Below are 23,729 nucleotides of genomic sequence, written 5' to 3' on the forward strand. Positions count from 1 at the left end.
GAATACCGTCACGCCGCGAAATGACTGCTCCTCAGTGCCCGGCGCCGCTGGGTGCCGGACGCCCCTCGATCAGGACATTGACCAGGGCGACCGTGCCCGATGCTTCGGCCCGCGCGAGAGCGGCGTCGAGATCGGCGAGGTCTGTGACGTACTCGCCATGGCCCCCGAGGGCTGCCACGGCGAGATCATAGCGGGCGTCCGACAGATGGCAGCCGATCAGGCGATCGGCGCCGTACTGGCGGAGTTGGATCTGATGCTCGGCATTCCAGCACATGTCGTTGCCGACGACCGCAACGAAAGCGGCGCCTTCCCGGGCCGCCGTTTCGAACTCGGCGAGGTGAAAGCCGACCGTTCCGTCGCCCATGAGGGCATACACCGTCGCATCCGGCCGGGCGAGCTTGGCTGCAAGGGCGTAGCAGGGTGCGCCGCCGATCGCCCCGGAGACACCGTTGACGATGCGCCTGGTGCCGCGCGTTCCCGCCTGCGCCCACTGTCCGAACTCTCCGCCGTCGCAGACGACGACGCTCTCCGAAGCCTTGTCCAACCTGCGCTGGACGGCTGCGGTCAGGGCCTGCGGGGGAATGCGGGTGCCGGGTTGCTCTTCGTCGCCGGGTTCGGTGCGGGCGCTGACGGCCTGCGCGACCGTCTCGCGCCAGTCTTTCCGAGCCGCGTCCGGTTGGTGTGATGAGTCCGCGATGAGCGCTTCGGCGAAGGGTCGGGCATCCATGACAAGGGAATGCGACAGACGATCGCCAAGATTGCGGGCCGCGCGGTCGATCTCGGCGGAGTCCGGATCGAGGACGATCCAGCGACAGTCGGAAGCCGCGGGCTTTCCGAAGCCGAGCGTGAAGTCGATCGGTTTGCCCAGCGAGACGATGAGGTCCGCCTCGGGCAGGACCGATGCGACAGCGCCGAGAGACGGGTCTTTCAGGCCTCGCGGGCTCTCCATCACCAGGACGGGCGCGTCGAGTTTGTCGGCCAGCCGTTCGGCAAGATCACCCCGGCGAGTGGTCGAAAGGCTCGGACCGCAGAGGACGAGTGGTCTCTCGGCGCGCTTGACGGCGTCGAGAACGAACGCGCGATCCTCGGCTCGACCTACCTCATCCTCAACATTGAACAGATGTGGATCGATCGTCTCGGGCGTCGCGTCGGATTCCAGAACGTCGAAGGGAAGGGCGATATGGGCCGGTCCGCGACGGCCCGACAAGGCGGTCCGGACCGCTTCGGCCAGCGCTTCGCGAAGGTCTTCGGCGCTTCCCGGCCGCCGCGACGACTTCACGAGCGGCCGGATGATGGAAACCTGATCGAGTTCCTGGAAGGCACCCATGCCGTCCTGCGAGACCGACGAATCGCCTGTCAGAAGAAGGACCGGGCTTTCGGAGGTGCGCGCGCTGTAGAGTGCGCCGAGGGCATTCATGGCTCCCGGTGCGGCTGTCACCAGCGCAACGCCGAGGCTGCCCGTAAGCTGCGAGTGGGCATCGGCCATGAACACGGCCGCGGCCTCATGGCGCGTATGCACGATCTCGATGTTGGCATCGATGCAGGCATCGTAGACCGGCATGATCTGATTGCCGGACAGGCTGTAGATTCTCGTCACGCCGGCTGCACTCAGCATGCGGACCAGAAGGTCGGCGCCACGCGACTTGGTCTCGCCCGCTTTTCCCTCGTCGGCTTTCGTTTCGACCCGCGTCAGCACGGCAGGCCTTTCAACGGCGACAGCGCCCCGTTCCGATCGATCGGCCGACGCGACGGGTCATGTGCGCTGCCAGAAGCTGAAAAGGACGAGTGTCGCATCTTTTGAACTTTCCTCCCCTGGCCCGGCAGGATTTCACCCGCTCTCTATGGCTTGTTTAGAAACGATATTGGAAAGATAGTTTATACGAAAGGCACAAATTCTAACGCTTTTCGATAATCTGGCTTACATAATTCAAGGGGCGAAATGACCATTCGTGTGCTGAAAACGCTCATCGCGATCGAGGAACGCGGCACCTTCACGGCCGCCGCCGACGCGGTTTTTCTTACCCACGCCGCCGTCAGCCAGCAGATGCGCGGGCTCGAAGAGGAGTGGGGGGTCAAGATCTTCGACCGAACGAAGCGTACGCCGGAATTGACGCCGACGGGGCGGGCGCTCGTCGCGCGAGCGCGGGAGGTCGTCGCCGCCTATGATGGCATCGTCCCGTCGGTCCTCGGCGATACCGGCCTCTCGGGGGTCCTCAGCGTCGGGGCGGTCTCCACGACCCTCAACGCCATGGTGCCGATGACCATCGCGCGCCTGAAACGGGATTATCCGAGGCTCAATGTCAGCGTGGTGCCGGGCCTGACGATCCCGCTGATCCAGCAGATCGAGCGGGGCACCCTCGACCTTGCGATAGTCTCCAAACCGCGGCTCCTCCCACGCAACTTCGCCTGGCTGGACATCGTCGACGAACCGATGAAGGTTCTCGTCTCGCAGGAGACCGAGAGTTCGGATGCGCTCGAGCTCCTGCAGACCCGACCCTTCATCCGCTTCACCCGCAGTGCGGTGGTGGGCGCCGATATCGAGCAGTGGCTCCAGGACCACGGTATCATCGTTCGCGAAGCGATGGAGCTGGAGAATCTGGAATCGATCTCCTCAATGGTTCTGTTCAATCTCGGCGTCTCGATCGCGCCTCGACCGTTTGTGGCCCTGACGCCGCTGCCGCTCAAACACCTGCCCTTGCCGGGCTCCGAACCGCTCATCCGCAAGCTCGGGATCGCCTATCGCGCGGACAGTGTGAAAAGTCGGGCGATCGTCGAGTTCCACCACCGGGTTCTGGAGATCGTCAGGGACCAGAGCCTGGAACTGCCGGCAGTCATGCGGCCGAAACCGTGACGGGCGGACTGGGAGTCGCCGCTTGGTCGAAAAAAAAGGTCAGCCTTGGCTTACGGGACCTCGAAGAAGGGCGCGGGAACGAGGATCTTGTTTTCCACGTGGGTGACGAGGGGGCGCATCTTTTCGGCATAAGCCTGCCATTCCGGCGATGCCTGCAGCGCCTTCCGCCGTTCGTAGCGGTCGTCGAGGCTTTCATAGCCCCACATGTGGACGATCTGGTTCAGCGGTCCGACATCGGTGAAATAGTAGCCCACCATCTTGCCGAGAATGCGGGTCTGCACCGCCATGCCTTCCTCCTCGTACAGCTTGAGGAAGGTCGGCACCTTGCCGGCATGAAGCGTGTAGATGCGCTCATCGACGAACATGGTCTCTCCTGTGGGCAAATCTTCGGCGCCCATCGAAACGATCGGCGCCGTCCTTTTTTGCGATCGTTGATCAGCCGATGACTTCGTCGCTCCGGTCGTCCGTCTCGCCGAAGCGACGCAGGACGGCCGGGCGGGTGCCCTCGTAGACCTTGTCGAGATTGGCCGCGATACGCGCATTCTCTCGCTCGAAGAGGCTGTTTCCTGCGAGATCGCCGTCGACGATGAAGGGGCCCATGTTCTCGGCCTCGATCACCCACATGGCCTGGGCGAGACCCAGTTCCTTGTTCCAGTGGACGGCCTTCACCTGCTTGATGCCTCGGCCGAGCAGGGCGCCCGTGCCGTAGCCGACCGTCGTCAGATAGATCGCCCCGTTCGGCACGAAGTGCTCGCGATAGTCCTTCGAGGTCATGCCTCCCTTGCCGATGATGATGCGGGCGCCGGAGCGCTCGATCCAGGGGCCGATCCACTTGGAGAAACGGAAGGAAGCCGTGGCGGTGACGGCGCCCATGTTGAAGCTGCCGTCCGGATTGACCGTCGCGGCGGGCGAACAATGAAAGTTCGCCGCGCTCTCTGCTGGCAGATCAAGAGGCAGGTCCGAACCTTCCTCGCAGACCTTCTTGTAGACGCCTTCGCGAGCCGTGTAGAGGAGCCCGTCGAGATAGACGATGTCGCCGATCTTGAGGGCTTCGAGATCCGCTCGGGATGGCGTCGTGCTCAGGCGGACTTGCTGAGGCTTTGGGGCGGTGTCCATTCGACGGTCTCCCGGCGTTGATAATCGGTGAACCATTCGGGGTCGGTGCGGTATTCCACCCGCCCGTCCGCATGGATGCGGGCGACGGCCCGGCGCGAGGACAGGCAAAAGGCGTGGACGCTCATCTGCATGCCGCCGGTGTGGCAGTAGCCGACCTCGATATTGCAATCGACGACCATCGACTTGCCGACGAAGCCCATGGCGCCCATGCCGATGGAATTGCCGAGTTCCTTGAACTCGTCCTCCATGGCGGCGATGCGCGGATCGGAATTGCGGCTGCCGACGGTCCGAAGGCAGGCGGCCCGCTTGCCGAGCACCATGCAGGTGTCCTTCGAACCGCCGAGACCGATGCCGATGATCGCCGGCTGGCAGGCCAGGCCCCGCTTGCCGAAGGCGACGAGACTGTCGAGAAAGAAGCGCTTGATCCCCTCGATGCCGTCGGAGGGAAACAGCATGCGGTAGTCGGTGCCGAACAGGCCGCCCTTGTGGACGGTGACGAGATCGATCCATTCCCCGTCGGGCTCGAAGCCGTATTCGATCTCCGGCGCGCCGATGCCGACATTGTTGTCATGGTCGGTCCGCCAGAGCGGATGCACCCGGTTCGGCCTGAGCGGGATGTCGTTGGTCGATTTGGCGGTGGCGCGGCGCAGGGCCGCTTCCAGCGCGATCGGGCCGCCCTCGATCCGCGCCTCGTTGCCCATCTTGACGTACCAGCGCGGGCAGCCGGTGTCGCCGCACATGGCCCGGCGATCCTGCTTGGCGGCCTCGTAATTCTCCAGCATCGCCTGGAGAACGAAGGAGGAAAGGTCGCCGTCCTCGGTGTCGGCCATGGTTCTCAGGCCGTCGAGATAATCCTGCGGGATCTCGATGGCGGCCTTTTCCATCAGCCGCTCCGCCGTCTCCTGAATGGTGTCGATCGCAATCATTCCGCCTCACTCGGCCGCTTTGAGAAGAGTCTCGGGCTCGCCTTCCGGCAGGATGCTTCCGCCGGGACGCACGATGGTGAATTCGACCGGCGCGCGGTCGACCACGAGCTCGCCGTTCTTCTGGCGTGCCGTGGTGAAATAGGACCGCTCCAGATCACCGGTCTCAGGGAAATCCTCGCGATAATGCGCGCCGCGGGAGTTTTCGCGCTCAAGGCCCGCCATGGCGATGACTTCGGAAATGTCGCAGAGTGATCTGAGATTGAGCCAGTCGTGCCAGGTCAGATTGAAGGCGAGATCGCCATCGGGGACGCCCGTCTCGGCCAATTCGTCCGAGACCTCGGCAATGCCCTTCAGCCCCCGCAGGATCCCGGCCTCGGTGCGCATGACGCCCACATGGTCCCACATCACCTCCTGAAGGCGACGCCTGAGATTCTGGACATTGCCGGGGCGTTTGGAGAATGGCGCAGTCGCTCGCTCGACCTCGGCTTCGAGGATCGCCGGATCGGGATCGCGATGGCTGCCCATCATGCTGACATCGGCGCCCATCGTGTCCCCGGCGACGCCGCCATAGACGGTTGAATTGGCAACGCCATTGCCGCCGAGCCGGTTCGAGCCATGGGCCCCGCCGGCATCCTCGCCCGCGACATAGAGGCCTTCGAGGCCGGTGCGCGTGTCCGGGTCGACCACGACGCCGCCCATGAAATAGTGGGCTGTCGGCACGACCTCGACCTTGCCGGCGGCAAGATCGAAGCCGCTGTCGGCGCAGCGCTTGACCATGCCCTTGAACTTCTGGCGCACCAGATCCGGCCCCAGATGGGACATGGAGATGTAGACGCCGCCGTTCTTCGACGTGTTGTTCTTGCGCATTTCGGCATAGATGCCGCGGCTGACCACGTCGCGGGTGGCCCGCTCGCCGAGCCGGTCGTAATCGAACATGAAGCGTTCGTCGCGGCTGTTGAGCAGCTGGCCGCCGGCACCGCGAAGACCTTCTTCCAGCACCGTTCCCGTCATCCGCGTGTGGTCGCCCGCAAGAAGCCCTGTCGGGTGGAACTGGACCATCTCCATGTCGCGCAGGGTCAGGCCCGCACGCAGCGCCATGGCGAGACCGTCCATCGTCTTGTCGCCGGACGGCGTGTGGTACTTGTACATGGTCGGACCGCCGCCGGTCGCCATGAGGACGGCCTTGGCCCGGACGAAGCGGAAGCGCCCCGTGCGCATGTCGATGAAGAGGACGCCGGAGAGCGCCGAGCCGTCCCGCGTCGGGACGAGGCCGACCGCGCGATGCTCCTGCAGCTTCTCCATCGGCCGGGCGAGCACCTGCTCCATCAGTCGGTTGATGATCTCGATGCCGGTGAGGTCGCCCTTGTGAACCGTGCGGTCGGCCGTCTGACCGGCGAAGGCCTTCTGGTGGAGCGTGCCGTCGGCATTGCGATCGAAGAAGCAGCCGATCTCGTTCTCGAGTTCGCGGATGCGCACCACCGCTTGCTCGCAGAGCTTCCAGGCCATGTCTTGGTTGGGCAGCCACTTGCCACCCTGGATCGTGTCCATGAAATGCCGCTCGACGCTGTCGCCGCCGCCGAGCGCGACATTGTAGCCACCCTGGACCATGCGGGTGCAGCCGCATTTGCCGATGAGGCCCTTCACCGCGAGGGTGATCTTCGTGCCCGGCCGTGCGGCCGCCTGGGCGTGAAGCGCAGCGAAGAGGCCCGCGCCCCCCGATCCGAGGATCAGGATGTCGGTGTCGTGCTTTTCGATGGAGAAGCGCCCGCCCATGTCAGACCGCCTGCAGGAAGAATGTGGTGGAGAGGAAGAAGGCCCCTGCGATGGCAGCCGCGGCGAGCGATTTCTGCGGCGCGCTCCAGGGCAGGAATTCGAGCGCCAGGATCCTCAATCCGCCGAAGAAATGGATCGCGAGCAGAAAGACGAGGCCGAATTCTGCGATCTTCACCAGCGGGTGCGACGTCCAGGCGAGAAACCCGTCGAGCCGTTGCGGCGCCGTGAGGGCCAGCGCCAACACGTAGAAATGGGCGGGCAGGAACAGGGCGAGGGCAAGCCCCGAGACGCGATGGAGGAAGAAGGCGAGCCAGAGCGGGTGGTTGCGATGGGGACGGATCATCATGACGCGGTCACCGCATAGACGGCGTAAAGTCCCAAGGCGGCGAGGCCGGACCCGATCGCCAGGGTGAGGCCGTCGAGGGCGTGCCTGTGCTTCAGGATCGTCTCGGCGAGGATGACCCGAACGCCGATCGCTGCATGAACGGAAACGGCGAGGACGAAGGTGCCGTAGAACAGCGCCCAGGCGAGACTGCCCTGCGTCCGGCCGAGGATTTCGGCGGCCGAGAGCCCGCCCTGGATGGCGTAGATCATCACCGCGATGTGGCCGAGAACGAGCGGCGCCATCACCATCGCGGACAGCCGCTGCAGCATGTAGAGCTTGAGCCCGATCATCGTCTCACCGTCCTTTCCGGAAAAAGGAGCGGGCAGTTTCGCGCTTCAGCCCGGCGATCGCTGTGATCGGCGACAGCTCGTTCGGGCAGTAGGCAGCGCAGGAGCCGAGCGAATGGCAGTTGTGACAGCCGCCTGACCCCGAAACGGCGTCGAGCACACCGCCACGGTCGCCATCCTTCGCGTCATTCAGAAGCGTCCAGGCCCGATTGAGCGCGGCAGGGCCGAGATAATCGGAATTCGCAGTCACCGTGTCGCAGGCAGCGAAACAGACTGCGCAATTGATGCATTCGATCCCCGCATCCGCGACCTTGCGGGACGAACTCTCCGGATCGATCGTCTCGATCGGGTCTGCGCGCGTACGGGTCGGATGAAAGCGTCCCTCGGCTTCGACCCATTTGTCGAAGAACGGGTCCATGTCGGTCGCCAGATCCTTGACGACCGGCAGGTTGCGAAGCGGACCGACTTCGATGCGTCCGTTCTCGGCGACCTTGCGCACATGGGTGCGGCAGGTCCAGCGCGGCTTGCCGTTGACCATCATCGCGCAGGAGCCGCACATGCCCACACGGCAGGCGAAGCGGTAGGACAAGGTCGGGTCGAGATTCTGCTGAATCCAGGAGACGATGTCGAGGATCGTCTGATTGTCCTCCTCCGGCACGTCGAACGCCTGATAGCGACCTTGCGTGCCGGTGCCCCGCCAAACGGAAACCGACAAATTTCCTTTCGCTGATGACATCCGCCACTCCCCACCGCGATGCGCGCTGCGAACCGGTATAGGGGAAAGAATTTTTGACGGAAAACGAGAAATAATGACGCTTTCTGTCAGGCAAATTTACAATCGATGCATAAAGTCCTCACGGATCCGGCCTGCCGTACCGTGTTTGAGTGAGGTGGTCCCGGTTTCCTGGACGGTTGGATAGGCTTTGTTCGCCGAAAGAAGAGAGAAACCCGATGACGGGGAAACGGAAACGGTATTCGGCGACCTGACGGGAATCTACGTGACGACCGCGCTCATGCGCGGTCACGGTATGCCAAGCGCTCCATGCGGCTCCAGTTCGGCGGCGTCTTGGGAGCCACCTTGGCGTCGCGTCGGTCCGCGGGTGTCAATTGCCGTGGGCGTCAGGTGTGCCGGACGGCGCTGCGCTGAGGCCGCGGCGAATGGCGCCGAGATCGATCCCGACGCGCGGCGTGGCCATCGATTCCAGTCGCGGCGGCGCGATGTTCAGATCTTCGACATCGGAAGCGCGGAGTTCCGGCAAATCGCTGGAGGCGCCGAACGTGGTATCGGCACTGGTGCCGATGTCGTCCGAACGGGCGAGCGAATCCGCTTCCACGGAATCGATGTCGGACGAACCGCGCGTCGCCCGAGATTCGATTCCGTCGTCGGAAAAGCCGGACGGGCTCCCGAAGTCCGTATCGCCGCCCGACATGGTGCTGGTGCCGCCGGTCGAGGGAAGGGTGCTCGTGCCCCCCGTATCAAGGGACTGGGCAACGCCTGGCCCCGCCGACAGGGTCATCGCCAGAGTCAGCATCGCCACGGGAAATTTGTGCATTCGCATCGGTCACTCCAACTCGGCAGAACGGCCCCATCCTGCGGGCCTTCGCTCAGAAACGCATGGCAGCGAAACTTCGTTTCGTGGCCAAGATCAACCCTAGCGCCGAATGATGGCGCGATGCGATCCCTTCGATCGACCGCGTGTGACCGAACTTCTGCCGATCGCCTCGGGCCCCTGGCGCGCGAAGGCACCGGCATTGACACCGTCGAGCTGTGAGCGCCCTTGCGTCGCACGCAACTCGATCGGGTCATCATCCCCGCGGCCTCTCGGCACTTTCGGCGTGAGATAGCTGTTGTCGTAGTCTCGGCCATAGGCCCGTTCTTCGACCGTATCGCCGAAGACCGGCGCGTTCCCGACCCGCGGTGCATCGAGCTTCGGGGCGCCATCGATCCGCATGCCCGACATGGAAGAGCCCGGCACGGTGACCAGCGGACCGGGATCGTAGGGCTGACCCTGAGCGGTGCCGGCGAGACAGATCATTGCCGTCAATGCGAGGGCAGGGCGGGCCTTTCGGGCAAGACTCATCGTCGTTCCTTCACCGAACATGCCGCTCAAGGTGGCACTTCGAGGCGTCGCGCAAAACCTCTTGCACCGAAAACGATTGAGTGAAGACAAGCCAGCCCTTGCGACCTATGCTGCAGCGCATGCGCTGCGGCCTCGCGCTGCGCAATCGCCATCGACGGTTCGGATTCGACGAGAGAGACGCCATGCCAGCCAAGATTTCGCGTTCTTCCTATGCGGCCATGTTCGGTCCCACCACCGGCGACAAGGTGAGGCTTGCCGATACGGAGCTGTTCATCGAGGTCGAACGCGACATGACCGTCTATGGCGAGGAGGTGAAGTTCGGCGGCGGCAAGGTGATCCGCGACGGCATGGGCCAGTCGCAGCACTCGCGCGCCGACGGCGCCGTCGACACCGTCATCACCAATGCGCTGATCCTCGACCATACGGGCATCTACAAGGCCGATATCGGGCTGAGGGACGGGCGCATCGCCGCCATCGGCAAGGCCGGTAATCCGGATACCCAGCCGGACGTCACCATCACCGTCGGCCCGAGCACCGAGGCGATCGCCGGCGAGGGCAAGATCGTGACCGCCGGCGGCTTCGACAGCCATATCCACTTCATCTGCCCGCAGCAGATCGAGGAGGCTTTGTTTTCCGGCGTCACGACCATGCTCGGCGGCGGCACCGGCCCCGCCCATGGCACGCTGGCGACCACCTGCACCCCCGGCGCCTGGCATCTCGGCCGGATGATCCAGTCGACCGACGCCTTTCCGATGAATCTCGGCTTTTCCGGCAAGGGCAATGCCTCGCTGCCGGCGCCGCTGGTCGAGATGGTGAAGGGCGGGGCCTGTGCGCTGAAGCTCCATGAGGACTGGGGCACGACGCCGGCTGCGATCGACAACTGCCTGTCGGTCGCCGACGATTACGACGTTCAGGTAATGATCCACACCGACACGCTGAACGAATCGGGCTTCGTGGAGAACACCGTCGACGCCTTCAAGGGCCGCACGATCCATGCCTTCCACACCGAGGGCGCCGGCGGCGGGCACGCGCCGGACATCATCAAGGTCTGCGGTCTGTCGAACGTCTTGCCGTCCTCGACCAATCCGACCCGGCCCTATACCGTCAACACGCTCGAAGAGCATCTCGACATGCTCATGGTCTGCCATCACCTTGATGCGACCATTCCCGAGGACATCGCCTTTGCCGAAAGCCGCATCCGCAAGGAGACGATCGCGGCCGAGGACATCCTCCACGACATGGGCGCGTTCTCGATCATCGCCTCCGACAGCCAGGCCATGGGCCGCGTCGGCGAAGTGGTGATCCGCACCTGGCAGACCGCCGACAAGATGAAGCGCCAGCGCGGCCGGCTGAAGGAGGAGGCTGGCGACAACGACAATCTCCGCGCCCGGCGTTATGTGGCGAAATACACGATCAATCCGGCGATCGCCCACGGCATGTCGAAGGAGATCGGCTCGATCGAGGTGGGCAAGCGCGCCGATCTGGTGCTCTGGGATCCGGCCTTCTTCGGCGTCAAGCCGATGATGGTGATCCTCGGCGGCACGATTGCGGCCGCCCCGATGGGCGATCCCAACGCCTCGATCCCGACGCCGCAGCCGGTCCACTACCGGCCGATGTTCGGCGCCTATGGCAAGGCGATCGCTGCCTCGGGCGTCACCTTCGTTTCGCAGGCTGCGATCGACGAGAAGCTGCGGGATTCGCTCGGCTGCGACAAGACTTTCCTGGCCGTCGAGAACACGCGCGGCGGGATCTCGAAAGCGTCGATGATCCTCAATGATGCAACGCCCACGATCGAGGTCCATCCCGAGACCTACGAAGTGCGGGCCGACGGCGATCTCCTGACCTGCGAGCCGGCCAAGGAACTCGCCATGGCACAGCGCTATTTCCTGTTCTGAGGTCACCAGACTGGTGCACACGGCCACTGGAAAGAACGATGTCGAAACTGAAGACGCTGGCAGATGACGAGAACGCGGCCGACGTTTCTGAGACCGCTGCAGGCACCGGTTACGACCGAGATTTCTTCCTCTGGACACGAGATCAGGCCGAGGCGTTGCGCCAGGGCCGCTGGACGGCGCTCGACATCGCGAATCTGGTCGACGAGGTGGAGAGCTTGGGAAGATGGGAAAAGCGTGAGATCGAGTCGCGCGTTCTTGTTCTGATGATCCACCTTCTGAAATGGGCCTATCAGCCGGACGCACGGTCTACGGGATGGCGCGGCACGATTGAGGAGCAAAGACGACGGATCGGCATGGTCCTCAGGGACAGCCCGAGTCTGAAATCCTTTCCGAGTGAGATTCTCGATGGGGAATACCGGGTCGCGCGCGTCAAGGCCGCGGGCGAAACGGGCCTTGCCGAGGAGACCTTCCCCGTGTCCTGTCCGTTCACGATCGACCAGGTCCTCGACGAAGGTTTTTTCCCGGAGACGGACTGATGCGCCATCGACGTTCACCGACCTATGCACAGCAAATGCGTCGGCGCAGCTTTGCGCTGGGCGGACTGATCGTTCCTCTGCTCCTGGGAGCGGGACCAGCTCACCCGCTCGATCTCGACCTGCCGGGTGAAGCCGAACGCACCATCGTCACTTACGAGTGCCGCGATAGCGCGGAAGCTGAACCGAGGCCGCTTGCCGTCGAATACATCAATCTGCCGGGCAACAATTTCGCCGTTCTTCCGATCGACGGGCGGCCGACGCTGTTCGTGTCGGTGATTTCAGGCTCCGGGGCGAAATATGTGGCGCGCGAGAAGGTCTGGTGGACCAAGGGCCGCCGCGGCGATCTCTTTGATGTCAACCGTCAGGATGCGAGCGAAACGACCGTCTGTCGCCTCAAGCGCGGCTGATCGGGACCAAAGCGGCCGCTGCAGACCGGCATAAAGCCCGTCATTCTTTCTTGGAAGTGATGAGGCATCCGGATCGTCTCCGTGTCTCGCCTTCTCGGGCTCCATCCCGCTTCGAAGCGTACATCGCGCCGTCGGCCTGTTTCATCAGGGCGGCGATATCCTCTGCCGAGCGCGCCTGGCCGGCCGCGATGCCGATACTGAGCGTGACTTTCGCAATTCCGGCCGCCTTCATCGCCAGCCGGAAGGCCTCGTCGATCGCCGCGCAACGCCGTTCCGCCTGAAGCGGTGCGTCGCTGCCGGTGAAGATCAGCACGAATTCGTCGCCGCCGAGGCGGGCCGCAAGCGCGTCGGAGCCTGCATGGAGTTCAAGAACGTTCGCCAGGCTGCGCAAGAGATCGTCCCCGACGTCGTGCCCGAAATGATCGTTGACGTATTTGAAATGGTCGACGTCGATCACCGCCAGCGCTGTCATCCTGCTCCTGGCGTTTTCCGGTTTCCAGTTCTGGACGGCGGCCCGATTGGCGAGTCCGGTCAGGGCATCCGTCACGGCGGCTTTCCGCAAGCGGCGCTTCTGGCGGAACACCAGCCATAGGAGAGCGATCCCGTTGAGACAAAGCAGCAGAAGGTTCACGCAGAGCCAGGTGGTCGTTGCCGACAGGCTTCTCCGCTGTTGATCGGTCAGATGCGACTGCCGGACATTGGCGAGGGAGGTCAGCCGGGTGAACTCGCTTATGGAGCGATCGAGCAGGGCGAGAGCCAACTCTCCATTGCCGGGGACGGCGAGCGAATCCAGGAGAGGAGCAATGGTCTCGAGCGTCTCTCTGAGGTTTTCGCGGGCGACCGCGGCTTCCGGCATGTCGATTGGCCCGAAGGAGATCGGGATCGAGGAAATGCGGCCCTTCACGATGGCCAGTTTCAGCGTCGGCGTCGCGGCGTCGGGCTCGTCGAGCAGCGAGGCCCGGATCGCCCCCGCGAGCTTCATGATCTCGATCTGCGTCCGCGTATAGACGTAGGTCAGATTATAGCTCGAAACCGTCTCGATCTGCTGCTGATAGCGCTGGACCGATGCAATCGTCACGCCGGCGAGAATCGCCAGCGCGCAGGTAGTGAACAACAGGAACCCGACGATTCGGTCGAGATCGCGAAGAGCTGTCCACCAGCGCCGGATCATGAGAAGTCGATCTGCGATATCTGCCAGATGCACAGTCCGAAATGGGACTGGTCGTTGAGGTCCGGTCGGTCGTCGAAGGGGAAGATCAGGAGCGCCGGGCCCTTTTCGGCGACAGGCATGAACGCGCCGTCGGTTCGGATCGCCAGGATCGCGCCGTCGTCAACGAGGTGCGGGACTTTCGCCGAAACGAAATAGGAATCGAGGGCGGTGATCTCCACCTGATCGAACTCTTCGCGGGGAGCGATCGCTCGCATCAATTCGGCAATGGACGGGCCTTCGAACACGCTGGGGGTCTCGATCCATGGCGCCATGGTCTCGAAGCGCGTCTGCTTCAGAGAGGCGAGATCGTCGCGGCTGAAGACAGTCGTTCTGCCCTCGCCATGACGGACCGCAATCACCTTGGCAGCGGGATCGTCAAAATCCTCCGCTGCGAAGGATGCGGTTCCCATCACGCTCAGTGCCGTCGCCGAAAGGCCAAGCAGTGCGACACGCCTGTTGATCGGCTTCACGTTCACAATCCCATCTTGAGTCCTGTCGTGACGTAACTTCGCCGTCGCGCGCTAAATTTTCGTGAATTGGAGGGGCGCAAGTTGTCGGCCGCTTCCGGGATTCGACCTTGCGCACTATTTTCCTTCGACAGAATCTTCCACGGGTTCTCGCGCGTACCGGCTTCGAAAGGATTGTGTCATGATCGTCGGAAACCTCGTGAGACGACGCGGCGAGTGGACGGAGGCGGCGGACACGATCACCCTCGACGAGACGGCGCGGCATCGCCGGCGCATGGCGATGGTCTCCGACGGCGGCATTGCCTTCCTCCTCGATCTCGCCGAGGCGACGCTGCTCCGCGACGGTGACGCGATTCAGCTGGACAATGATCAGCTGATCGCCGTGAAGGCCAAGCCGGAGCCGCTCTACGAGGTCAGGGGTCGCGACACGGCCCATCTGATTGCACTGGCTTGGCAGATCGGCAACCGGCATCTGTCGGCGCAGGTGTTTGCCGATCGCATGCTGATCCGCCGTGATCCGGTGATCCGCGAGATGCTGACAGGGCTCGGGGCGAGCGTGGCCGATGTGGAGAGCGCCTTCGATCCCGAGGGTGGAGCCTATGGGGGGCGTTCCGATCACCATCATCACTGAGCGTAATACCGGTTCCCGCGATGGCGCCGCCGATGCGGCGCGAAACGCCGGGGCGGAATCGGGCAGGCTGAAGGCGGCAGACCTGGCGACACTGATGACCCTGTTCTCTCCCGCCTTCCCGACGGGGGGATTCGCCTATTCCCACGGGGTCGAAGCTGCCGTCCGCGGGGGCAGGGTGACGAATGGCAATGCGGTGTTCGACTGGATCGGCGTCGTCCTCTCGCGCGGCAGCGGCTGGAACGATCTCGTCCTGTTGGCCGAGGCCCACCGTTTGACCAGGGCGGCGGACGGTGACGGGCTTCTGGACCTTGCCGAGCTCGCTTTCGCGCTTTCGGGTAGTGCAGAGCGCCGCATGGAGACGTTGAAACTCGGCACGGCCTTTCGTGAAGCGGCATCGTCCTGGACGAAGGGTCGCTCTCTCCTGCCGACCGATGCGGAGATCGCGATGCCCGTCGCGGCCGGCGAGGTGACGGCTCTGGCGGGCTTGCCGCTTCGGGACGCGCTCACCGCCCATGCCCAGAACTTCGCGGCCTCGCTCACATCGGCGGCCGTCCGGCTGGTGCCGCTCGGGCAGGGCGAGTGGGTGGCTGTGCTCCATGCGCTGGCACCGCTGATCGCGGAAGCGGCCGAGCGGGCGGCCGGATCGACGCTGGACGATCTCGGCTCTGCGGCCCTAATGTCGGATATCGCTGCCATGCAGCATGAAACGCTGGAAACGAGGCTCTTTCGCTCATGACATCGAAGCATGGACCGTTGCGGGTCGGGATCGGCGGGCCGGTCGGCTCTGGAAAGACGACGCTCACTGAAAAGCTCTGCAAGGCGGCCTCGGCGCATTGGTCGATCGGGGTCGTCACCAACGACATCTACACCCGCGAGGATGCCGAGGCGCTGGTGCGGATGCAGGCGCTTTCGTCGGATCGCATCGTCGGGGTGGAGACCGGCGGCTGCCCGCATACGGCCATTCGCGAGGATGCCTCGATCAATCTGGCCGCCATCCGCGATCTGACGACGCGCCATCCCGATCTCGACCTGGTCCTGGTGGAATCCGGCGGGGACAATCTCGCCGCCACCTTCTCACCCGACCTGGTCGATCTCTCGATCTACGTGATTTCCGTCTGCCAGGGCGACGATATCCCCCGCAAGGGTGGGCCCGCGATCACCCGATCGGACCTCCTCGTCGTCAACAAGACCGATCTGGCCCCCCATGTCGGCGCCGATCTGGAACGCATGCGCCGCGATGCCGCCACCGGGCGCGGCGACCTGCCGACGATCTTTGCCGATCTCTCCCGTGCGAAGGGCATTGCCGAGATCGCGGAGTTTCTAGCCTCGGCCGGGGGACTGAAGCGCTTCGAAGCCGCCGCCTGAGACTTGCATCGACGGATCGGCGTCCTGCGCCTGTGAAGCAGCGGCCAGCGCCGGTGCCTTGAATATCGTCACCCGGGAGCGGGTCGAAGCCGGCGGTTCGGACGTCTGTGGGCGCCGACGAGCCGGAACCATCGACGTTTCCTCCTGGTCCTGGGGCGCACCCCAGAATTCCGCCAGCGTCGGACCGTTGCGGGTTCGCCGTCTCAGGAAGAAGGTCACGATCTCGAACGGCCAGACCCGCCGTCCCATCTGGCTGTACCAGCGCATAGCGTGGCGCAAGCCGCGATCGGGGTGGAAATAGGTGCGCCTCAGCGCCTTGGGTCGCCCCTGCAGAACGGCCTCGGTGAATTTCACCCACAGGAGCAGGCGCCAGGGTGGGACATGGCGAGTCGCTAGAACCTGATGCTTGTAGTCCCATCGCCGCTTGTCGGTCTGGATGACTTGCCTTTCCCTGGCAATACGAAAGAACGGCGTCCAGCGGTGCGGCGTCACATACAGGAGCTGGATCTGGTCCGGGTCGTAGGAGAGAAGCTGCCTCAGGCCGCGCCAGAGATCGCGGTCGGTCTCCTCCTCGAAGCCGACCACCCAGGTCGCCATCGACAGGATGCCGTTCTCGCGCAGGAGGCCGACTGCCTCCCGGTCGACGGACACGGCGCCGCCCTTCCGGATGAGTTCGATCGTCGCCTCGTCGGTCGTCTCGAGGCCGAGAAGAAAGCGCTGCCATCCGGCCTTCTTGTAGAGATGCAGGATATCTGCGTCGCGCACGATGTCGTCGGCCCGGGTCGAGCCGACGAGGATGACGTCGATATCTTCCGCGATCAGCGCTTGCAGAAAGGCTTTCCAGGCGCGTCTGGAGACCGTCGGGTTTTCGTCGGCGAAGTTGAACACCTTGACCCCGTGCTCGCGATGGAGCCTTGCGATCTCCTGCGCGAACAGGACGGGATCGCGATGCCGCCAGCGGCTCCAGAAGCCGCGCTGGCCACAGTAACTGCACAGATGCGGGCAACCCCGCGAAAACTGAACGACCACCGCCCGCAGCCCGCCCCAATAGCTGTAGCGCGCATGATCGATCAGCTCCCAGCCGATGCGATAGGCGTCGAGATCGGCGATAACGGTGGCGGGGCGGGTGGCCACGGCGTCGTCTCCCTCGCGATAGGCGATGCCGGGAATGTCGGCGAGGGGGCGTTTCTGCGCCAGAGCCGCCATCAGGCGCCGGGCGGTCTCCTCGCCTTCGCCGCGAACGATCGCCGTGACCCAGGGCTCGTCGTCCAGGATCTCGCGCCAGTGATAGGTCGGATAGACCCCGCCATAGACGATCGCCGCATGGGGCAGATGAACGGCGACCCGGTGGGCGACCTCGGCGATGACCGGATGCCCGGACGTCGAGCCCGAATGGCCAAAAAGGACCGCGTCCGGCCGCGATGCGGCGATCTCCGCGACGAGCCGGTCGATGGTCATCGGCCCGAACTCGCCATCGATCAGCCTGAGGTCGTGTCCGTCGTCGATCAGCGGGCCGCCGATGGCCAGCAGGCCGAGTGGTGGCAAGTGATCGTCCGGGATGCGGCTGCCGATCGCAGGGTGGGGCACATTGACGAGAAGGATGCGCATGATGGCCTCCGGGTGATCTGATCTGTTGACGAGGGCGGCTCAGGCGACCTTGGCGGCGCCGTCGGCATCGGTCAGACCACCGAAGCGTCTTTGACGCCGCGCGAATTCGGCCAAGGCCTCATCGAGATGATCGGGACGGAAATCCGGCCACATGCGATCGATGAAGACGAGTTCGGCATAGGCGCTCTCGAAGAGCAGGAAGTCGCTGAGCCGCCGTTCGCCGCCGGTGCGGATCAGAAGGTCGACATCGGCCGCGCCGTCGCCGGTGATCATCCGGCCGAATTCGTCGCGCGGGGTGTGGGGCCAGGTCTGGCGGGCGGCTGCGAGAATCCGGTCGCGGGCCGAATAGTCGAAGGCGATCCTGAGATGGATTCGCTCGCCGGCGGCCGTCATCCTCTCGGCCTCGGCGATCTGCTCGGCGAGACCGTCCGGCAGCCGGTCGCGCCGGCCGATGACGCCCAGCCGGACGCCCGTCTCGACAAAGCTTTTCGTCTCGGCGTCGAGGTAGGTGCGAAGCAGCCCCATCAGCACGTCGATTTCGGCCTGCGGGCGCCGCCAATTGTCGCTGGAAAAGGCATAGAGCGTCAGCGTTCCGATGCCGCGATCGGCGGCGGCTTCGACGACCGGGCGTATGGCACGCACGCCGGCCTCATGGCCCTCGCTGCGCGGCAGGCCCTGCCATGTCGCCCAGCGGCCGTTTCCGTCCATGATCAGGGCCGCATGGATTTTCTTGTGCAGATTACTTTGCATTGCAAAGTCTCCGGATAAAGTTCGACAGGTTGGTCCGGCGGGCCCGAAGCGTCGCCGGTCACGGTTCGTTGAATGGGAGCGCGGGGTCAGACGCCCGCGGGTTCGGCGCTCAGGTCGCCTTCGGCTCGAGCGTCCTTTCGACAGGGGCGGTGTTGGCGGCATCGGCCGCGTCTTTCACCACCCGTTCGAGCGTGGCGAGATAGTCGAGAAAGCGCTTTCGCCCCTCGGCCGTCAGAAAGCAGGTGGTCAGCGGACGCTTGCCTTCGAACCCCTTCTCGATCCGCACGAGGCCGGCGTCCTCCAGGACCTGCAGATGGCGGGAGAGATTGCCGTCGGTGAGGCCGCAAAGCCGCTTCAACTCGGCAAAGACGAGTCCCTTCGGTCGGCTGACCAGCGAGGTCATGATCCCCAGCCGGGCCTTTTCATGGATGGTCCTGTCGAGTCCGTCATAGGCGAAGGGTGCATCAGTCGGCATCGTCGTCTCCCGAAACGCGATGGACGACGAAGGCGAGCAGGCACTGCCCGACGGCGAAGGGAATGCCCATCATCCAGGGCGAGAGTGTCTGCTCCGCAGCCGCGACCATCAGGACGGCGAAGCCCGCGACGAAATACCAGGCGCCGGCGAAGATCGCACCACGCGGCAGCGAGGCGAGGGCGGCGAACAGGCCGAGGCTCACGAAGATCGACCACAGGCCCGGAAGCAGCCAGAGGCTCTCGGGCGAAAACCGGGCGATGATCGCGGCGAGCGCGGCGCCGGCGGCGCCGGCCGGCAGGAATTGCTGGATCGCCTGATGGATCATCGCGTCGGCCATTCCGCCATGGTGGCGCCGCGAGCGCACGACCATTTCGGCGCCGATCAGGCCGACGCTGAAGACGGCCACGGCAATCCAGGTGAGGAAGAAGCCGAGCGGCGCCGCATTCGGATCGACCCGGGTCAGATCCTGGGCCAGCGCGGTGAAGAGTGCGAGCCCTCCACTCGCAGCGAGAGCAGCCGGGCCGAACCCGCGGAATGTGGTCGTCGTGGCGATCTGGCTTCGGATATCATCGATATCGGCCAGGGCCTTTCGGATGTCGCCCATTGATGTGCTCCCAACTTTATATTGCAAAGTAAGCACGATTGCAGAGTTCTGGCAAGGGCGATTTTCCGGTGAATGGGTCGGGAGGGTCGGACGGTAATGCGGCGGGTTGGTCAGCTTTCCCGAGGGATGGCGGGATGCAGCGAACGCAACACGTCCGCATCCCGCCATCGGATCGCGCGGGGCACCGATCAGAATACCCGCCGATGGGCGGCGCGCAGATCGGCCCGGGTGATCCCGATATCGTCGAGCAGATAGTCGGGCAGGTTTTCGAGATGGTGATAATCCCGGCGCAGCTTGAGGGCCCGCCGGATCCGCGCGAGAAGGCCGTTGGACGGCCGATTGTCGAGGGGCGATCGCCGGGCGTCGCCCTCCATGACGAGAGTGCTGGACATGGTCTTTTCCCATTGTTTGGAGGTGGGCGGACGAGGGCTCTCGGCCCCCGCCCGCTGCACGCACCCCTAACGGTGCGGAAAAGGACAGGCTGTGTCGTGCATCACAGGCGCAAACAGGAGCGCCGTCGGTTGGCGCGAGATCCACGCTTGCATAGGCCTCGGCAATCGCGGCGCCATGTCGGTTCTTGAACCGGACGGCCTTGCGAAACGGAGATGTCCGCCGAAAGCATTCGGCGCATGCCGGATCGCCGGTCTCGGTCGGGTCTCAGGCCTTGGTGGATGAGCCGGAGGTCGCCGTGGTCTCCGACGCTGCCACCGGGCGGGGCCGTCGGTAGAGCGGCACGAGTTCGACCGCCAGCATGGCGGCGAGGATCAGCGCGCAGCCGACATAGCCGATCGCCGCGATGCGTTCGCCGAGAAAGATCGCGCCGAACAGCGCGGCAAACAGGGCCTCGGAGGACAGGAAGATCGACGCCTGGGCGGAGGTGGTGTGGCGCTGCCCCAGGATCTGCAGCGTGAAGGCCAGCCCGGTCGAGAAGACCCCGCCATAGACGATCTCGGGCCAGGCCGCCCACAGGCGGGCGAGGGACGGCGCCTCGAGTGCGAGCGCGCCCAGAAGCGCGGCGAGAGTGGTGACAAGGAACTGGATGAAGGACAGGGCATAGGGCCGGTCGGATTCCCCGATATGGCGTCCGACGAGCAGGATCTGCAGCGCCCAGAAGACGGCGCAGACCACGATCCACAGATCGCCGGAATTGAGCGCCGAGAGGCTGCCGCCGCCGAGAAGGGCGATGCCGAAAAAGGCCGCGAGGGCCGCCGGCCAGACGATCCAGTGGGGCAGGTCACGCCACAGCGCCAGGCCCAGGATCGGCGTCAGCACCACATAGAGCCCGGTCAGGAAGCCGGCATTGGTGACGCTCGTCGTCACGATGCCGATCTGCTGGGTGATCGAGGCGAGAAACAGCATCGCGCCGATCACCGCGAACCAGCCCAGGGCGGGCCGCGGGATGGCGACCGCGGCCTTGCGCCGTTCGAGGAAGGCAAAGGGGGCGACCGTCACCGCCGCGAGCGCGAATTTCGCCGCGACGAAGGTCCACGGACCCACATCGGCCATGGCCGTGGACTGGGCGACGAAACCCATGCCCCAGACGGCGCCCGCCAGGAGCAGAAGAAGATTGGCGCGAAATCGGGTCACGAATCCAGGAGATGCCGGTTGCTGACGCCGCCCCATACGCCCGATTCGGCCCTAGGAGCAATCCCGGCGCCGCTACGGACGACGGGCAGGTTCCTGACAAGCTCTTGTTGTTTCCCGTGTCACGCCAGCCTCTCCGCGATGCGGTTGAGACGCTTGCGGTTCGCGCCGAGATCGCTGCGGCCGAGAAGCGCGCGCGAATAAAGGCGCAGGCTGGTCTTGCCGGGCGCGACCTCATCCGCCTGGGCGTCGAGCGTGTCGGGAAAGCGCATGACGCGGCTGCGAAACACGTAGCGGCGATAGGCGGGGTTCTTGCCGTCGTCGACACGCTCTGCCGATTCGAAATCCGAGACGACGCGGTCGAGCCGGTCCATCAGCGTCCCGGCGTCCTCAAAAAAGAAGGGCAGGCTGAGATCGACCGGCTCGCTGCAGGTGCCCGGCGAGCATGCGAGCGCATCGTTCGGCGTCGCGCGGCGATGCAGCGAGTCGAAATCGATCGGGCCCTGATCGGCCGGACCGGCCGCCCAGCGCCAGATCCGCTCCGGACCGACAAGAAAGAAACCGATCGCTCCCAGGACGAGAATCGATCCCATTGCGGTCGTGACCGCCCGCACGGGGCGGCGGCGTGAAAGGCGAAAGCGTGTCAGGATCATCTCCTCTTTCGCCGCAAGGATGGAGCGCGAACGTGCGTTGTCCATTCCCGTGAGACTCCCGCCCTTTGGCACAAGCCTCGCCTGAAGGCTGAGGCGGGCCGCAGGCCTGGTGAGGATCAGTCCCTGCCGCCGCGAACCGCGCCGGGAAATCTGCCGGGCCCCCCGCACGGACCTTGCCGCGCGCCGCCGGATAAGGTAGGGCCTTCCTCCAGCACCCCGTGCCCCGCGCACCCGTAGCTCAGCTGGATAGAGCGCTGCCCTCCGAAGGCAGAGGTCACAGGTTCGAATCCTGTCGGGTGCGCCATGTTTTTCAATGACTTGCGCATCAGGCCGTGGGGCATTCTAAGCCCCAGCAATCACATAGCATTCACAGCGTCTCAGCTGATCGCCCCCTGATAAGACCGTCTATGTGTGAAATTCGCGGTTCTCGATCAGGATAAAACGCGCCTGACCAGCCGACCGTTCTGCCCACAACTCACCCACTCGGCGCTTCTCCTTCGCCGCCGGATGGGCGCGAAACCGCTCCCGGTTTGATCGCGACCGAAATTGCGCACCCTGGATCGGTGGCAATCTCGCCCTTGTTCTATTGTCCGTGGTCGTGTCCGGAATGATCGTTTGACTCGACGTTGCGAGGGGAGTGCTCTTGCCGAGCCAAAAAAACGGCTCCTGCCAAAGATGGCGTTGCGGTCGCGCTTCCATTCACTGGAAGGTCGAGCCCCTTGCGGCCGATCCTCTATCTCCCGGTCCCGTGTCGATGGCCGGACGGGGACGACCAAAACCGCAAGAAGACCGCTTCGAAGGCGAAGACTACCGAAATCCCACAGATGGCTATGACGACGATCGCCGGATCAGCCTGCCACTTCATGAGAGCAAAGGCCGCCAGCACAAGCCCGTCGAGGGCAATCGCGGTCAGGAGAATCCATCCGCTGGCGCCGATGTCTTGCCGCAGGTTCCGAAACACACCGAAGTGGATGAGCATGCCCATCACCAGATAGAAGAATGCGCCGAGCGAGGCGATCCGACTCAGATCGAAGAGAATTGCCAGGAGCCCGGCGAGTACGACGGTGTAGACGAGGGTGTGATCGCGAATTGCCCCCGGCATGCCCAAATGGCTGTGGGGGATGAGTTTCATGTCCGTCAGCATCGCCAGCATTCGAGAGACCGCGAAAATGCTGGCGATGAGACCCGATGCCGTCGCGATTATGGCAAGCAGCACGGTCAGATAGAAGCCGATCCGCCCGAAAGCGGGTTCGGCGGCCTCGGCCAAGGCATAGTCCTTCGCCGCGATGATCCGATCGAGCGGCAGGCTGGACCCGACTGCGAAGGCGACCAGAAGATAGACGACGACGCAGATCGCGATAGAGAGGACGATAGCCCGTCCCACATTGCGGTGCGGATCGGTGATCTCGGCGCCGCTGTTCGTGATGGTCGTGAACCCTTTGAAGGCGAGAATGGCGAGCGCGGCGGAGGCAAGAAAGCCGCCTGTCCCGCCTTCTGAACCTGTCGCTTCGAAGGAAAATCCACCCGCCCATAACGCGGCTATACCGAACAAGCCGATACCACAAACCTTCACGAGCGCCATCAAAATGGAGAGTAAACCGACGGAACGGTTGCCCGATATGTTCACGACCCAGGCAAACAAAATGACGGCGGTACCAATCGCCGGCACAAGCCAGCCCTCAGCCTCGACCCCTGCTCCGCGGAGCGCATAGGAGGCGAAGGTGCGGGCCACCAGGCTTTCGTTGATTACCATCGAAAGGGCCATCAACAGGGCCGCGCCTGCCGCGATGGTCGTCGGCCCATAGGCCTTGACCAGAATCATGCCGATGCCGCCGGCCGACGGGTAGGCATTGGACATCTTCACGTATGTGTATGCGCTGAAGGCCGTGACGATCGCGCCCGCAATGAACGAAACCGGAAACAGTGGCCCGGCCAATTCGGCGATTTGGCCCGTCAATGCCAGGATGCCGGCGCCGATCATGACACCGGTGCCCATTGCTACGGCGCCAGCCAGGGTGATGCTGTCTTTCGTGTACTCTGTCATTCCGTGCGGTCCAGAGACGGGCATCGGCAAAGAGATACCACCGAGCGGTCGAGATACCCCTTCGGCGACCTCGCAACTCGG

General features: G+C 64.4%; 26 protein-coding genes, 1 tRNA gene and 1 pseudogene. 8 read left to right on the forward strand and 20 right to left on the reverse strand.

Features of this window, described 5'->3' with window-relative positions; genetic code table 11:
* Positions 1-31 precede the first annotated feature (31 nt).
* Positions 32-1,696, reverse strand: a complete 1,665-nt coding sequence (locus MF134_RS11365) for a thiamine pyrophosphate-binding protein (protein WP_255339569.1) — start codon at positions 1,694-1,696, stop codon at positions 32-34.
* Positions 1,697-1,939: 243 nt separating this feature from the next.
* Here MF134_RS11365 and MF134_RS11370 point away from each other — a divergent pair, with 243 nt between their 5' ends.
* On the forward strand, positions 1,940-2,851 hold the full coding sequence (locus tag MF134_RS11370) for a LysR substrate-binding domain-containing protein (protein WP_255339570.1): 912 nt from the start codon (positions 1,940-1,942) through the stop codon (positions 2,849-2,851).
* Positions 2,852-2,901: 50 nt separating this feature from the next.
* Here the strand turns inward: MF134_RS11370 and MF134_RS11375 are convergent, their stop codons facing one another.
* From MF134_RS11375 to MF134_RS11415, 9 genes are all read right to left on the reverse strand, one after another.
* On the reverse strand, positions 2,902-3,216 hold the full coding sequence (locus MF134_RS11375; RefSeq protein WP_255339571.1) for an NIPSNAP family protein: 315 nt from the start codon (positions 3,214-3,216) through the stop codon (positions 2,902-2,904).
* A 70-nt stretch (positions 3,217-3,286) separates the two neighbouring features.
* Positions 3,287-3,967 carry a fumarate hydratase C-terminal domain-containing protein gene (locus MF134_RS11380; RefSeq protein WP_255339572.1) on the reverse strand — a complete coding sequence of 227 codons (681 nt, stop codon included), beginning with the start codon at positions 3,965-3,967 and terminating at the stop codon, positions 3,287-3,289.
* Complete coding sequence (locus MF134_RS11385; protein ID WP_255339573.1) at positions 3,931-4,893, reverse strand: fumarate hydratase; 963 nt, start codon at positions 4,891-4,893, stop codon at positions 3,931-3,933. Before MF134_RS11385 ends, MF134_RS11380 begins: the two co-directional genes overlap by 37 nt.
* Before the next feature lie 6 nt (positions 4,894-4,899).
* Positions 4,900-6,666, reverse strand: a complete 1,767-nt coding sequence (locus tag MF134_RS11390; RefSeq protein WP_255339574.1) for an L-aspartate oxidase — start codon at positions 6,664-6,666, stop codon at positions 4,900-4,902.
* A 1-nt stretch (position 6,667) separates the two neighbouring features.
* Positions 6,668-7,012: a succinate dehydrogenase, cytochrome b556 subunit gene (gene sdhC / locus MF134_RS11395; RefSeq protein WP_255339575.1), complete on the reverse strand. Its 345-nt coding sequence runs from the start codon at positions 7,010-7,012 to the stop codon at positions 6,668-6,670.
* Complete coding sequence (locus MF134_RS11400; protein WP_255339576.1) at positions 7,009-7,341, reverse strand: succinate dehydrogenase; 333 nt, start codon at positions 7,339-7,341, stop codon at positions 7,009-7,011. The genes sdhC and MF134_RS11400 overlap by 4 nt, the downstream gene beginning before the upstream one ends.
* Before the next feature lie 4 nt (positions 7,342-7,345).
* A complete protein-coding gene (locus tag MF134_RS11405) occupies positions 7,346-8,053 on the reverse strand; it encodes a succinate dehydrogenase/fumarate reductase iron-sulfur subunit (RefSeq protein WP_255339577.1) in 708 nt (235 codons plus the stop codon).
* Between the two features lie 388 nt (positions 8,054-8,441).
* Entirely contained in the window at positions 8,442-8,891 is a 450-nt protein-coding gene (locus MF134_RS11410; protein ID WP_255339578.1) for a hypothetical protein, read from the reverse strand.
* A 99-nt stretch (positions 8,892-8,990) separates the two neighbouring features.
* Positions 8,991-9,419 (reverse strand): hypothetical protein, encoded by a 429-nt coding sequence (locus MF134_RS11415; RefSeq protein ID WP_255339579.1) that lies wholly within the window; start codon positions 9,417-9,419, stop codon positions 8,991-8,993.
* Between the two features lie 182 nt (positions 9,420-9,601).
* Here MF134_RS11415 and ureC point away from each other — a divergent pair, with 182 nt between their 5' ends.
* The 3 genes from ureC to MF134_RS11430 are packed head-to-tail and all read left to right on the forward strand — an operon-like array spanning position 9,602 to position 12,257.
* The gene (ureC, locus tag MF134_RS11420) at positions 9,602-11,314 is read left to right on the forward strand and encodes an urease subunit alpha (protein ID WP_255339580.1); all 1,713 of its coding nucleotides are present in this window, start codon (positions 9,602-9,604) and stop codon (positions 11,312-11,314) included.
* A 38-nt stretch (positions 11,315-11,352) separates the two neighbouring features.
* Entirely contained in the window at positions 11,353-11,850 is a 498-nt protein-coding gene (locus tag MF134_RS11425) for a DUF29 domain-containing protein (protein WP_255339581.1), read from the forward strand.
* A complete protein-coding gene (locus MF134_RS11430) occupies positions 11,850-12,257 on the forward strand; it encodes an MliC family protein (protein ID WP_255339582.1) in 408 nt (135 codons plus the stop codon). The genes MF134_RS11425 and MF134_RS11430 overlap by 1 nt, the downstream gene beginning before the upstream one ends.
* 40 nt (positions 12,258-12,297) lie before the next feature.
* Here MF134_RS11430 and MF134_RS11435 read toward each other — a convergent pair whose 3' ends face one another.
* Together MF134_RS11435 and MF134_RS11440 are read right to left on the reverse strand one after the other, a co-directional pair.
* A complete protein-coding gene (locus tag MF134_RS11435; RefSeq protein WP_255339583.1) occupies positions 12,298-13,428 on the reverse strand; it encodes a GGDEF domain-containing protein in 1,131 nt (376 codons plus the stop codon).
* Positions 13,425-13,937 (reverse strand): hypothetical protein, encoded by a 513-nt coding sequence (locus tag MF134_RS11440; RefSeq protein ID WP_255339584.1) that lies wholly within the window; start codon positions 13,935-13,937, stop codon positions 13,425-13,427. Before MF134_RS11440 ends, MF134_RS11435 begins: the two co-directional genes overlap by 4 nt.
* Before the next feature lie 178 nt (positions 13,938-14,115).
* Here MF134_RS11440 and MF134_RS11445 point away from each other — a divergent pair, with 178 nt between their 5' ends.
* Genes MF134_RS11445 through ureG form a run of 3 tightly spaced genes read left to right on the forward strand, consistent with a single transcriptional unit; the run spans position 14,116 to position 15,930 of the window.
* Positions 14,116-14,565, forward strand: coding sequence for an urease accessory protein UreE (locus MF134_RS11445; protein WP_255339585.1), 450 nt, complete (start codon positions 14,116-14,118; stop codon positions 14,563-14,565).
* On the forward strand, positions 14,534-15,301 hold the full coding sequence (locus tag MF134_RS11450; protein WP_255339586.1) for an urease accessory protein UreF: 768 nt from the start codon (positions 14,534-14,536) through the stop codon (positions 15,299-15,301). The genes MF134_RS11445 and MF134_RS11450 overlap by 32 nt, the downstream gene beginning before the upstream one ends.
* Complete coding sequence (ureG, locus tag MF134_RS11455) at positions 15,298-15,930, forward strand: urease accessory protein UreG (protein WP_255339587.1); 633 nt, start codon at positions 15,298-15,300, stop codon at positions 15,928-15,930. The genes MF134_RS11450 and ureG overlap by 4 nt, the downstream gene beginning before the upstream one ends.
* Before the next feature lie 114 nt (positions 15,931-16,044).
* Here ureG and bchE read toward each other — a convergent pair.
* From bchE to MF134_RS11490, 7 genes and pseudogenes are all read right to left on the reverse strand, one after another.
* Positions 16,045-17,538 (reverse strand): annotated as a pseudogene (gene bchE, locus MF134_RS11460) (magnesium-protoporphyrin IX monomethyl ester anaerobic oxidative cyclase); the annotation flags it as partial.
* 39 nt (positions 17,539-17,577) lie between these two features.
* Entirely contained in the window at positions 17,578-18,288 is a 711-nt protein-coding gene (locus MF134_RS11465) for a di-trans,poly-cis-decaprenylcistransferase (protein WP_255339589.1), read from the reverse strand.
* A 109-nt stretch (positions 18,289-18,397) separates the two neighbouring features.
* The gene (locus MF134_RS11470) at positions 18,398-18,763 is read right to left on the reverse strand and encodes a winged helix-turn-helix domain-containing protein (RefSeq protein WP_255339590.1); all 366 of its coding nucleotides are present in this window, start codon (positions 18,761-18,763) and stop codon (positions 18,398-18,400) included.
* Positions 18,753-19,367, reverse strand: coding sequence for a hypothetical protein (locus tag MF134_RS11475; protein ID WP_255339591.1), 615 nt, complete (start codon positions 19,365-19,367; stop codon positions 18,753-18,755). Before MF134_RS11475 ends, MF134_RS11470 begins: the two co-directional genes overlap by 11 nt.
* Before the next feature lie 188 nt (positions 19,368-19,555).
* Positions 19,556-19,759, reverse strand: coding sequence for a DUF1127 domain-containing protein (locus MF134_RS11480; protein WP_255339592.1), 204 nt, complete (start codon positions 19,757-19,759; stop codon positions 19,556-19,558).
* A 265-nt stretch (positions 19,760-20,024) separates the two neighbouring features.
* Positions 20,025-20,954 carry a DMT family transporter gene (locus tag MF134_RS11485; protein WP_255339593.1) on the reverse strand — a complete coding sequence of 310 codons (930 nt, stop codon included), beginning with the start codon at positions 20,952-20,954 and terminating at the stop codon, positions 20,025-20,027.
* Positions 20,955-21,073: 119 nt separating this feature from the next.
* The gene (locus MF134_RS11490; RefSeq protein ID WP_255339594.1) at positions 21,074-21,649 is read right to left on the reverse strand and encodes a DUF1499 domain-containing protein; all 576 of its coding nucleotides are present in this window, start codon (positions 21,647-21,649) and stop codon (positions 21,074-21,076) included.
* Between the two features lie 182 nt (positions 21,650-21,831).
* Between MF134_RS11490 and MF134_RS11495 the strand changes: the two genes are divergently transcribed.
* A tRNA-Arg gene (locus tag MF134_RS11495) sits at positions 21,832-21,908 on the forward strand.
* A 429-nt stretch (positions 21,909-22,337) separates the two neighbouring features.
* Here the strand turns inward: MF134_RS11495 and MF134_RS11500 are convergent.
* Positions 22,338-23,648, reverse strand: coding sequence for an APC family permease (locus tag MF134_RS11500; RefSeq protein ID WP_255339595.1), 1,311 nt, complete (start codon positions 23,646-23,648; stop codon positions 22,338-22,340).
* Positions 23,649-23,729: the final 81 nt, after the last annotated feature.

The sequence above is a fragment of the Jiella marina genome (assembly GCF_024359545.1).
In the GTDB taxonomy this organism is placed as follows: Bacteria; Pseudomonadota; Alphaproteobacteria; order Rhizobiales; family Rhizobiaceae; genus Jiella.